This window comes from Gordonia terrae, assembly GCF_001698225.1.
GTDB classification, from domain to species: Bacteria; Actinomycetota; Actinomycetes; order Mycobacteriales; family Mycobacteriaceae; genus Gordonia; species Gordonia terrae.
On sequence record NZ_CP016594.1, the window covers coordinates 715,718 to 727,779 of the forward strand.

The 12,062-nt window shown below is 68.7% G+C and carries 6 protein-coding genes; 1 reads left to right on the forward strand and 5 read right to left on the reverse strand.

The window, feature by feature from the left end:
• Positions 1-15: 15 nt before the first annotated feature.
• The 5 genes from BCM27_RS03335 to BCM27_RS03355 are packed head-to-tail and all read right to left on the reverse strand — an operon-like array spanning position 16 to position 10,023.
• A complete protein-coding gene (locus tag BCM27_RS03335; RefSeq protein WP_004019736.1) occupies positions 16-1,518 on the reverse strand; it encodes a condensation domain-containing protein in 1,503 nt (500 codons plus the stop codon).
• Positions 1,506-3,851 carry a penicillin acylase family protein gene (locus BCM27_RS03340; RefSeq protein ID WP_004019738.1) on the reverse strand — a complete coding sequence of 782 codons (2,346 nt, stop codon included), beginning with the start codon at positions 3,849-3,851 and terminating at the stop codon, positions 1,506-1,508. Before BCM27_RS03340 ends, BCM27_RS03335 begins: the two co-directional genes overlap by 13 nt.
• Positions 3,851-5,665, reverse strand: a complete 1,815-nt coding sequence (locus tag BCM27_RS03345; protein WP_004019739.1) for an IucA/IucC family protein — start codon at positions 5,663-5,665, stop codon at positions 3,851-3,853. The genes BCM27_RS03340 and BCM27_RS03345 overlap by 1 nt, the downstream gene beginning before the upstream one ends.
• 4 nt (positions 5,666-5,669) lie before the next feature.
• The gene (locus BCM27_RS03350) at positions 5,670-6,278 is read right to left on the reverse strand and encodes a GNAT family N-acetyltransferase (RefSeq protein WP_004019740.1); all 609 of its coding nucleotides are present in this window, start codon (positions 6,276-6,278) and stop codon (positions 5,670-5,672) included.
• A gap of 58 nt (positions 6,279-6,336) precedes the next feature.
• Positions 6,337-10,023 carry a non-ribosomal peptide synthetase gene (locus BCM27_RS03355; RefSeq protein ID WP_068884361.1) on the reverse strand — a complete coding sequence of 1,229 codons (3,687 nt, stop codon included), beginning with the start codon at positions 10,021-10,023 and terminating at the stop codon, positions 6,337-6,339.
• A 376-nt stretch (positions 10,024-10,399) separates the two neighbouring features.
• On the opposite strand from BCM27_RS03355, the gene mbtM reads away from it, so the two are divergent.
• Positions 10,400-12,049: a long-chain-fatty acid--ACP ligase MbtM gene (gene mbtM / locus BCM27_RS03360; protein WP_004022807.1), complete on the forward strand. Its 1,650-nt coding sequence runs from the start codon at positions 10,400-10,402 to the stop codon at positions 12,047-12,049.
• The last annotated feature ends 13 nt before the right edge of the window (positions 12,050-12,062 follow it).

Genomic DNA, 12,062 nt, shown 5'->3' on the forward strand with positions numbered 1-12,062 from the left:
GCGGCGGCAGGCCGGTCATCCGGCGGTGCCCTTCTGCGGAACGCGCTCGGCGAGGATTTCGAGGAGCGCGGAGACGGAGTGGTGCAACGACGTCGGGATCAGGTCGACGAGCGTGGTGAGCACGGCGGTGGCTCGGTCGGCCATCTCGTCGGGGACGATTCCCGGCTGGTGATCGACCTCGACGTGGGTGCTGTCGTCGTCGGCCTCGAAGGCGATCGAGAGCGGATAGTTCGCGATCCCGTTGAAGACCGACCGGCAGGTGACCGGCGCGTCGGCGGGTTGCGGGATACCGCGCAGCGGCGCGGGTCGGACCGACGCCATGATCTCGATGACGGGGAACCGTCCACCCTGCTGTCGCAACGCGGTGAGAACCGGCCCGAAGTCGGTGCCGGAGTGTTCCATCGACCGGTAGATGACCGAACCCGCTTCGCGGAGGGCCTGTTCGACGGTGGCGTCGGGGTCGACGCGGAACCGCATCGGGATGATGTTGCCGCAGTAGCCGACGTCCTGCGGTGCCTGCTCGCGCCGACGATTGTCCGCCGGCACCACCAGGACGTGGTCCGCGGCGCCGGTCAGTGCGTACGACGCCAGCGAGCAGACCCCGATCAGAAGTGCGTTGGGCGTTGCCCCGACGGTCTGGGCCACCCGCCCGAAGGCGGACAGCGAGTCGGCCGCCACCGGGGCGGCGGCCTTGATCCCGTCGCGGTCGTCCATCGGTGACAGCCAGCTGTCGGCGGCGCTCTCCGTGGGCAGCTCGCCGGTGAGCGGGTAGCGGACATCGTCGGCAGCCCAGGTCGCGATCGCATGCCGCACCGCGCTGTTCGCTGCTTCCGCGGCCGCCGCGGGGTCGGGCGTCTCCGGTCGGGCGTCCGCGGTGACGTCTCCCGGCCACGAACCCGACACCAGGGTGCCCAGGAGCAGGGGCCATGACGTGTCGTCGACCGCGAGGTGGTGGACCACCAGGATCATCGTGACGTTCCCGTCCGACCCCGAGACACGCATGCGCAGTGGGACTTCCGAGTGGAGATCGAACGGTGTCCGGGTGAGCGCGGTGGCTGTGGCGTCGACATCGTCACCGGCGTCGCTCACAGCCGAGTCCGTCGGTCCCCAGGTCCACACCGATCGCGAGGCGTCCCACGAGCCCGCGCGCGGCACCTCGCGGCGGCTCGGCGTGCCCGCATCGTCGACCTCGACCACCGAGCGCACCACCCGGAACCGGTCGACGAGCAGCTCGGCGGCGGCGACGACCGAACCGAGCGTCCGGCGTCCGCCGAACTCCAGCACGAGTCCGATGTTGTGCGACAACGATTCCGGGTCCAGTTCATAGATCCGCCACATCCGGCGTTCGGCGATGCCGAACTCGCCGAACGGCACAGTCGCCTCGGGTCGAGTGTCACCGGCGCCGGGAGCGGAGCGAGCGGGCCGAAGGTCACCGGCGCCGGGAGCGGGCCGAATGTCACCGGCCTGCGCGAGCCGACGACGCAGGAGCGTGAGGCGCGCTTCGGTCAACGCGGGCATGGTTCCCTCTCGGTCGATGTGGCGGCGGTCGGCGTCGACGCAGCCGCGGCCATGGCGTGCAGGGTGTCCCAGTCGCGGACGACCTCGACCAGCTCGCCCGTCGCCCACTGGGCAGCCTGGTCCTGGAAGTGTTCGGATCGGGGATCGCCGCTCACGCCCAGCGGGACGATCCAGCGACTTGCGCTGCGATCGGCGAGATCCCACACATAGCGTGCCGCGGCACCGGTGATGCACAGGTGTGTGCCGACCGCCGCGGCGTTGGCGAAGACGCTCTCGGCGTCGCCGGCCAGGGGCAGCGGTGTCGGACGCAGCGTGGCGAACAGGTCCGGGTACTGCGGCGATGCGCCGACCAGGTCGAACCCGTGGATGGGGGCGAGGCGGTGGACGCTGCCCCAGGTGGGTGTCGAACCGAAGCCGGCGACGCGGGCCACCACGGCGTCGAGTGCCGCCACCGCGACGGCCTCGATGTCGATGCCGATCCCCGCCGTGTTGGCGACCACGGACGTCAGTGCGGTGGCCAGCCGGGGTTCGGGCACGAACCAGGGCTGGAACACCGCCGGGAATCCGTGCGGCCCGCGGAGCGGGGCGAGGATGTCGGTGTTCGCCACCCCCAGGACGAGTTGGGTACGGAACTCGGCGTACAGATACGCATCGGTGCTGTCGGCGGCCATCGAACGGTCCCACGCCACCAGCCGCTGCCGGACATCCTCGGCCGCGGCGTTGTCGGCGCGTACGCGGGACAGCAACTCCTGGACGACGGTCGCCTGCTCGAGGCGCACGTCGGAGTGGATGTCGGCACAGTCGGCCGGACTCACCGAATCGAGATCGTCGAGCCGCGCGGCGATACGGTCGGCGCGGAACGGTTCGACGCACTCGCTCGTGAGCGGTTGCAGCGCAGGCACGTCCGACATCCGCTGGTTGGCGGTGACGGTGATGCCCGTGGAACGGAGTGTCGCGTCGAAGTCCGGATCGCCGAGCGAGCCGCGTTCGTATCCGCGCCACTGGTAGCGCTCGTCCCAGCCGGGCACCGGCAACCAGTAGTTCTCGGGCGCACGGACCGGTACTCGGCCGGCCACATGGGTGGCGACGGTGCCGTCGGCGTGGGCGATCACCGCGCGGTTGACCGGCTCGACCCAGTTGACGAGCGCGGCCTCGACGTCGGCGACCGTGCTCGCGAACAGCAGATCCAGCGGCGCGTCGAAGGAGACGTCTTCCGAGAGCAGGGGTGACCGGATGCTCATCGCGAACGAGTCCTCGGGGCCGCCGAACACGACAGCACCGTTCGGGGTGGTGATCACCTGTGTCGCCACGGGTTCGGCACCCCGGACCAGGATGGTCTCGGTGCTGACCCGGGCCGGCACCCGGCTACCCCCCGGCACCTCGACCAGCAGTGTGCCCGTCTCGTCGCGCGTCAACCGCTCGAGGAAGAGATCCTGATAGTCGCCCATGGCGTTGGTGATGCCCCAGGCGATGTCGTCGCCCTGGCAGAAGTGGGGGACCCCGGGTACGCCCGCGAAGGCGAACCCGGCCATGTCGAATGCGTCGAGGGGTCCGGTGGAGGCGAGATGGAACTGCTGATAGATGCCCGGCAGCTCGAGGAAGCGATGGGGGTCACCGGCGACGATCGGCGCGCCGGTCGAGCTCCGCTCCGCGGAGACGCCCCATGCGTTGCTGCCCGACATCGGATCACCGAGGTCGACTGCGGGGGAGGGCTGTTCGGGGGACACCGGCCGGGTGATCGCCAGGATCTCGTCGAGGAACGCCTCGTCGGGCATCGCGGGCATCGTGGGGTCGGTCTCTCGTGTCTCGAAGTCCCAGAATCGCAACGCGTCCAGACCGAGCGTGCGGCAGGCGTGCAGCCGGAACAGTTTCGTCGTGAACCGTCCGAACAGCACGTGGTGCATGATGAACACCGAGATCGGTGTCCACGGGCGCCACGGTTGCGGACGATGCGCGAGCGCCTCGAGTTCCGGTGCCGCAGCAGAGGTGTCGGGGTCGTCGAGGGTGCTGTTCACCCCGGCCGCATAGGCGGCGACGAGATCTCGGGTCCGGGCGGAGGATGCGTCGAAGATCCGTCTGGCCGCGGCATCGAGCTGTGCCCGGCGGGCGAAGGTGTCCCACTCCACGCACGAGGCCCCGAAGACCTCGGCGGTGCGTCCTTCGGCGCGCAACCGCATGAACTCGATCTGCCAGCGCCGGTCCTCACCGCATGCCCGACCCTGTCCGTACAGGACGGCCGCCGGGTCGGCCCCGCGGACGTGCGGGATGCCGTGGCCGTCGCGCAGGATCTCCACGTCCGGTCCCGCGCCACTGTGGGTGGCGGTCATGTCCATCACCGGCCCCTCTGCGACGCAATCGGATTGGCGAGCCGGTGACCGGCATCGATCAGTGATGCGTAGGAGTCCTCGATGTCGACCATGCGTTTGTTGTTGCGCAGCTGCAGGCCGTTCATGTGCACCGCGCCGAACTCCGGCGCGAACAGATCCCAGCGGGTGAACCGGTCCTCGAGTTCGGGATGGGCGGCCACGAACTCGTGCAGGCTCTCACCGACCAGCGACCAGAACTCGCCGTCGTCGACGATGCCGTGTGTGTGCAGGACCGCGGCGAGGGGGCGCAGGAAGTCGTCGAAGACATCCGACAGCACGCCCAGGTTGCGGATCTCGTCCGGCTCGGTCGTCCGGACCCGTGCGCAGCTCTCGGGGAGGCCCTGGGCCTCCCCGAACACCGACACCTCCTCGCCGATGTCCTTGAGGATGGCGCGCACCGGGATGCCGTCGGCGAGTACCAGGATGAGGTTCTCGCCGTGCGGGGAGAACTTCAGCTCATATCGGTAGAGCAGATAGGCGATGGGATGGAGATAGGTCCGCAGGTAGCGGCGGATCCACTCCGTCGCCGGGACACCCGATCGCTCGATGAACGCGCCGACGAGTGGTTCACCCAGGTGATCGACGTGGAGCAGCGCGGCCATGGTCGACAACTGCTCATCGGCGGCCGTCAGCGGCACCGGGCTCTGTCGCCACAGCGCCGACAGGATCTTGCGGTACTCCGATCCCGGCTGGGTGATCGGCGTGAAAGTCGGGCTGCGGTAACCGATCGCCGCGACCTCGAAGATCATCTCGAACCCGATCGCCGCGAGGTACTGGTCGTCGGCCACGAGTCCGCGGACCCAGTTGTTGATCAGCGGTGTCGTACGCATGTAGTCGGCGGACATCCCGCGCGTGAAGCCCATGTTCACGATCGACAGCGCGACCTTCACGTAATTGCGGGTCGGCGTGGTCGAGTTGAACACCGTGCGGATCGACTGCTGGGCCTGGTAGAGGTCGGGACTCGTGCCGACCTCGACGATGCGACGGCCCGCGATGTCGGCGGAGTACAGCTTCCGTACCTTCTCGACCCACTGCCAGGGGTGTACCGGCAGATAGCGGTAATCAGCGGGGTCACAACCGGCTTCGCGCAGCGCCGAGTCGAACCCCGCCACCGTCTCGGCACCGAGCTCGTCGACGAGCAGTGTGTCGTAGTCGATGTCGCTCACGGTGGCGACATCGCAATCCTCGCGACGAGCAGCCAGCCAGACGAGCCGGAAATGGTTGCCGACCTCGGGAGCGTAACGCTCGATGTCCTCGGAACTGAAGCCCAGTCGGCCCGCGTTGGCCACGATGCACGGATGGCCCTCGGTCATCGTCGCCTCGATGGTCTGGAAGTCGGCGTGCGCGAGATCGGTTGCCGGAATGCGGCGTTCGTCCGGACGGTCGGCGCTGATCGCCAGGGTGTTGATGAACTCCTCGAGGTATTCCGGCAGGGCCTGGGGCCCGATCCCCAGGAACGGGGCGAGGTCGACGATCATCGCGACCGCGTCGATCGGGAGTTCGTCGCCACCCCGCACACGACGCAACGACGACTCGTCGATCGCCCAGCTGTCCAGGGCGAGCCGGTCGGCGCGGAAGTGGTAGTCGGTGAGACCGTCGGCGGAGGAGACGACGTAACCGTCGCCGCTCGCGACCGGGTGGAGGGCCCGCTCGTGCGAGAACTCGGCGAGGATCTTCGTCGCGATCCTGGTGTGATACGTCTGGCGATGGCTTCGCGCACCCGACCCCCCGGCCGTGCGCGTCGCGAATTCCTGAATGGTCCCGATGTCCTGGAGAGTCAACGATCTACGCCCCCAGGTCCGTGACCTCGACCGGTCCGACGGACTTGCCGTTGTCGGTCACCGCGAGGAAATCGGCGCGGGTGCAGTAACTCAGGTGAGCGGTCTTGTTCCCGACGGGATAGTCGCCGTCGACGCGGAAGCCGACACTCGCGTTGAGACGGTGCACGGCTTTGTTGCGGACATCGGGCTCTACGACGACGCGCGCGGCGCCGACCTCCAGGATCGCGGTACGCATGATGTGCAGCATCACCGCGCCGGTGAAACCGGGCAGTGCCTGTTCGGCGTGCGCGACCAGGAGATGCATGCCGATGTCACCGTCGGCGGGCACGTAACCGCTGGCCGGGTCGGCGAGTTCACTGGCGGCCGGGTCGTAGAGCTCGAACAGGAACTGCGGACGCCCGTCGTGGTAGCCCAGGCGCATCCCGTACGGGGTACCGGCCGTCGCCTCGGCCGAATCGCGAATCATCTTCTCCACATCGGTGACCGAGCTGTCGAGCATGTCCCAGTACTTGGCCTTGGGGTGGGTCAGCCATTCGTGCACGGTCGCGGCGTGCGACACGTCGTCGAGGTCGACCGAGTTCAGGTCGTAGGTCGGTGCGGAGGAAATGGTCATGATGCCTTTGCTCTGGGTGGTGGTCTGCTGTTGTGGCCGGAGGAGGTGCCGGATGCGGTCAGCTGCGCGCGATCTCGGCCTCCACCTGTTCGTCGGTGAGGTGTATGACGTCGAGGAAGGTCTGCGCCACGAAGGATGCGCGTTCCCCGCCGAGCTCGGTGAGCCGTCCGGCGAGACCCGCGATGGTCCGCTGGGTGAAGATGTCCGCGACCGAGAGGCCGGGTGCGTCGAGCCACTGGCGCACCAGCGCGACCACCCGGGTGGCCTGGACGGAATCCCCGCCGAGAGAGATGAAGTCCTCGGTGACGCTCGCCGGCGGGGCGGGCAGGACCTCGCCGAAGATCACCGCGAGGGCTTCTTCCACCGGGCCGCGAGGTGTGACGGCCTCGAGCGGGTCGTCGTCGGTGTCGGTGCCGGCGGCGATGGCCTTGCGGTCGTGTTTGCCGTTCGGCGTCAGCGGGAACCGGTCCAGGACCGCGACGGAACGCGGGACCATGTGTGGCGGCAGGGTTTCGGTCAACCGGGCGCGCAGGCCGGCGTCGTCGTCGGTCGCCCCGGCAGTGAGCACGACCGCCGCGCGTAGGTCCCGGCCGTCGGACCACGCGACCGCCGAGCCCACCCCGTTCAGGCCCAGGAGGCCGGCCTCGACCTCACCGAGTTCGACGCGATATCCACGGATTTTGACCATGTGGTCGGCGCGACCGAGGAAGTCCAGGAAGCCGCCGGGTAGGTAGCGCGCGAGATCACCGGTGCGGTACCAGCGTTGACCCTCGTGCTCGACGAAGCGGTCGGCGGTGCGTTCCGGATCGCCCCGGTACCCGTCGGCCACCCCGGCCCCGCCGATCCACAGTTCGCCCGGTACGAGGTCGGGCCGGTCGCGACCGGCGTCGTCGACGATTCGGCAGCGGACGCCGCGCAACGGTATTCCGTACGGTACGAACGCCATTCCGGCCGGGACGGCATCGGCTTCGCAGATGGTGGAGTGGATGGCCGTCTCGGTGGTCCCGCCGAGACCGGCGACGCGACAATCCGGCAGTTGCGCCGCGACACGGTCGAGCAGTGACACATCGACCTTGTCGCCGCCCATGATGATCATCCGCAGCGACGAGGGCAGGGGCGCGAGGTCGAGGAGCATGCCGAGGATCGACGGCACGCAGTTGAGCACACTGACCGACTGTTCGCCGAGCAGTCGCACCCAGTCGTCGACCTTGGTCTGCTCGTCGTCGCCCGGCACGACGACGGCGCCGCCCACGGTCAGCAATCCGAAGATGTCGAAGACGGAGAGATCGAATTCCAGCGACGACACCTGCAGGCTGCGGTCGCCTGCCCCGATCGCGTACCGGTCGACGAGGTCGGTGATGGTCGCCACCGCGGCGCGATGCGGAACCTGCACGCCCTTGGGCAGGCCGGTCGAGCCGGAGGTGAACAGTACGTAGGCGAGGTCGTCGGTGGCCACCGCGATCGGCTCGGTCGGCTCGGCGAGCCGGGCGTCGTCGAGCGTGAGCACGGTGCCGGCGGTGGGTTCCCAGGCCGCGGGATCGGTGGTGAGAACAGCGGCGGGAGTGGCGACGTCGAGGATGCGCTCGCGGCGTGCCCGGGGCTGTGTGGGGGCGATCGGGACGTAGGCGGCGCCGGCGGCGAGGACTCCCAGCGCCGCGACGACCTGGTCGCCGCCCTTGGGTAGATGGACGATCACCGTGTCGCCGGACGCGACACCAGCCGCGACAAGTGCGCCGGCGACGCGCCGGGCTTCCTCGGCCAACTCGGCGTGGGTCCAGGTACGTGCATCGGACACGACGGCCGGCGCGTCGTCGTGCTCGGCGGCCCGGGCGAAGAAGGTTCCGTGCAGGGTCCCGTCGAAGGTGTCGGTGACCGGCAGTGGGCCTTCCACCGAGAGTCGCTGTGCGCGAACCTCCGCGCTGATCGGCGACGGTGCGGGCGCATCCCATTCGCCGTCGACGAGGAGTCCGAGAAGCCGGACGTAGTGGTCGAACATCGAACGCGCAGTGGAGAGTCGGAGATCAGAGGCGCGGACGTCCCAGTTGAGGAGGAGGCCACCGGCCACCTCGGTCACCTGGGCGTCGAGAAGGACCTGCGGGCCCTGCGACACGATCCAGGACGGATCTCCCAGCACGTCGGTCGCCTGCTGGGAGAAGAGGTCTCCCAGTCCCAGTGCGCTGGTGAACACGATCGGCGAGACAACGGGCTCGCCACGGTGGCGGCTCAGTTCGCGCAGCACGTCCAGGCCGCTCATCGAACCGTGCGCGGCGGCCTCGTGCATCGACGACCGCATCGACCGTGCTCGCTCGGCGAGTGTGGCCGGCGCGCTCAGGTCGACACCCACGAGGATCGACGAGGTGAAGTCGCCGACCACGCGCTCGACGTCCGGGTGCACCTGGGGTCGGTCGAACAGCGGCACGGTGATCAGGAAACACGGTGTGGCCGAATGTGTTCCGACTGCCTCGGCGAACACCGCGGCGACCGCCGCCGCCGGGGTGACCCCGCGTCGGTGTGCGTGCTCCTCGAGCCGTTTCCAGTCCGAGGCGGACACCGAATGGTGCAGGCGGACACTGTGCGGCTCGACCTCACCGCGCGCCGCGCGCTCGTCGAGCGGGAGCTCGGGCGGTCCGGGGAGCGTGGGAATGCGTTCGCGCCACCAGGTCACGTCGTCGTCGAGGATCTCGCGGGACGTGCGATCCGCGGTGATCGTCGCGAAGGTCACGCCGAGCTCGGGCAGGGTCTCACCGCGGTATAGGCGAGCGAAGTCGTCGACGAGTACCCGGTAGCTCATCGCGTCCGCGGCGATCATGTCGACGTCGAGGTGGACACGGGCCGAGTTCGCCGGCAGCAGACTCAGTTCGGCGCGGATGACCGCTCCTTCGTCGACCGGCAGCGTGCGGTGTGTGCCGTCGGCGCGCTTCGCGGCCAGGATCTGCTCGACCATCTCTGCCGAATGGGACCGGAGATCATGCACGGCAATGGCTTCCGGGTGCGCCGGGCCGATCTCCTGGGTGCCGTCGGGGAGCACGCGGACGCGCAGCATCGGGTGGCGCTCCATCAGCGCGGACATGGCCGCGGCGAAGCGTTCGGGATCGACGTCGGAACCGTCGAACTCGATGTAGAGGTGTGCCGCGACGTTGCCGAAGGCGTGACTGTCCGATCGCCCGATCCAGTAGGCGTGCTGCATCGGGGCGAGGGGGAACGGTCCGGTGGTCGCTTCGGACACCGGTGACGAGGAGTCGTCGTCGGCGATCGGTGCCGATGCGCCGCCCAGCAGTGCTGCCCAGGCGGTGATGGTCGGTTGTGCGGCGAGGCGGGCGAAGTCGATGTCGATGCCGCGTTTGCGCCAGGTGCCGGCGAGTCGCATCATCCGCAGGGAATCGAGTCCCTGGGCGATGAGGTCCTGGTCTGGGTCGAGCGACTCGGGAGAGACGCCCAGCGCGGTGCCCACCTCGGCGCGGATGTCCGGTGTGGTCGTGTCCACCTCGGCGTCACCGGTGGCAGCGAGAAGGAGTGGTGCCCAGGCGGTGATGGTCGGTTGTGCGGCGAGGCGGGCGAAGTCGATGTCGATGCCGCGTTTGCGCCAGGTGCCGGCGAGTCGCATCATCCGCAGGGAATCGAGTCCCTGGGCGATGAGATCCTGCTCCGGGTCGATCGACTCGGGCGTCAGGCCGAGGGCCCCGGCCACCTCGGCGACGATGTCGGCCATGGTGGCAAGGTCCGTGGTCTGGGAATTCGTGGCCATCAGCCGGCGTGCCTCTCGCAGTTCGGTGACATGGTTACTCAGGCTGGGGAACCCGCATTTAGGGTAGGTTATACTAACTAACCGCTCTGCCCAATCCCTGGGCATGCCGGCGAGAGAGCCCCACGAGCCGACGCGAATTAGGTTAGCCTAAGTTGGCTCCGAACGTCCCATCGGATGATGTGAATCACGCTGCGCCACCGACAGGATCTGGGTCTTGTGTCCTAGAAAGATTAGGCTACCCTACCCAAATGACGCGAACGTTCATGTTCGCCGGACCGGCGGTCGAGACGACACGCGGGACGACCCCTCGGTCGCCGACACGACCGAAGGCTTTGACACGACCGACGCCACATGCTGGCGAGAACGGGAAACGAGAATGTCGCAGAACAGCGTGATCCTGGAGGAATCGGGCTCGACCAATGCGTTGGCGGCCACCGTTCGTGAGGCGATGCTGGCGGGAGACACGAGCCTCTCCGTCCTGGACTCCGATACCGGCGAGTGGGTGACGGCACCATGGCGCGAGGTCCACGCCCGCGCCGAGCAGATCGCCGTCCAACTGCTCGCCGACAGCGAACTGCACGAGCCGCAGGCCCTCGGCCTGATCGGGGACCCCACGGTGGATCTGATCGCCGCCATCCAGGGCGCGTGGCTCGCCGGCGTTCCGGTCACCATCCTGCCGGGTCCGATCCGAGGGGCGGACGAGGAGCGGTGGGCGCAGAACACCTACCAGCGGTACGTCTCGATCGGCGTCGGCACCGTCCTCGGCAGCGGCACCCAGCTCGACCTGCTGACCAAGGTCGAGGGACGGCTGCACATCGCCCGCGTGGCCGAATACGGCCTGGGCGCAGACACCACCGACTTCGTCGCGCGCAATGTCAACGGCAACACCATCGCCGTCCTCCAGGGAACCGCCGGTTCGACCGGCGACCCGAAGACCGTCGCCCTCACGGCGTCGGCCGTCTACTCGAACGCCATCGAACTGGTCAGCCGGCTCGGCCTCCACCGCACCCGCGACACCGGATTCAGTTGGTTGCCGCTCTATCACGACATGGGTCTGATGTTCCTGCTCGCCGGAATGACCACCGGCATCCCGGCCTACATCGTGCCCAACACCGCCTTCGCCGCGGCGCCCTTCAAGTGGATGCAGTGGCTCACCGAGACCAAGACGACCGTCACTGCTGCGCCGAACTTCGCCTACGACATCCTCGGGCGCTACGGCAAGCTGCTGCGCGACATCGACCTGTCGAATCTGCGCGTCGCGATCAGTGGCGGAGAGCCGATCGACGCCGACGCGTTCGACAAGTTCCTCGAGGCGACCGCGCCGTTCGGCTTCGATCGGTCCGCCGCCGCACCCGCCTACGGAATGGCTGAATCCGCGTGCGCGGTGACGATGCCCGCGGTCGGCGAGGGCGTGCACTACGACGAGGTCACCGTGACCCCGCCCGGCGGTGGCGAGCCCATTCGCCGCCGGTACGCGATCCTCGGTAAACCGCTGGGCGGCATGCAGGTTCGCATCGTCGAGCCGAATGTCGACGTCCCGGTGATCGACGGGCGCAACGTCGGGCACGTGGAGATCCGCGGTGCGTCGATGATGCGCGGCTACCTCGGCGACGCGGATCTCGGTGCGGGTGAATGGTTCTCGACCGGCGACCTCGGTTACCTGGTCGACGACCGGCTGGTGATCTGTGGACGGGCCAAGGAGGTCATCATCGTCGCCGGCCGCAACCTGTTCCCGATCGAGATCGAACGTGCAGCCGCCGAGGTGGCCGGGGTGCGTCGTGGTGGCGTCGTGGCGATGGCCCGAGGTGAGGGATCGTCCCGTCCGGGCCTCGTGATCCTCGCCGAGTACAAGGGTTCCGATCCGGACACCGCGCGCGCCGAGGTCAACTCCGAAGTCGCATCGGCGTGCGGGATCATGCCCGCCGAGGTGATCTTCGTCGCGCCGGATTCGGTGCCCCGCACCACATCCGGAAAGATCCGCCGGCTCGAGACCCGTCAGATGGTCGAGAACGGCACCTTCGAGTAGATCCGATTTTCCG

Bases quoted from the DNA above. Each gene is read 5' to 3' on its own strand.
- BCM27_RS03335 (WP_004019736.1), bottom strand. From the start codon at position 1,518: ATGCCCGCGTTGACCGAAGCGCGCCTCACGCTCCTGCGTCGTCGGCTC.
- BCM27_RS03340 (WP_004019738.1), bottom strand. From the start codon at position 3,851: ATGGACATGACCGCCACCCACAGTGGCGCGGGACCGGACGTGGAGATC.
- BCM27_RS03350 (WP_004019740.1), bottom strand. From the start codon at position 6,278: ATGACCATTTCCTCCGCACCGACCTACGACCTGAACTCGGTCGACCTC.
- BCM27_RS03355 (WP_068884361.1), bottom strand. From the start codon at position 10,023: ATGGCCACGAATTCCCAGACCACGGACCTTGCCACCATGGCCGACATC.
- mbtM (WP_004022807.1), top strand. From the start codon at position 10,400: ATGTCGCAGAACAGCGTGATCCTGGAGGAATCGGGCTCGACCAATGCG.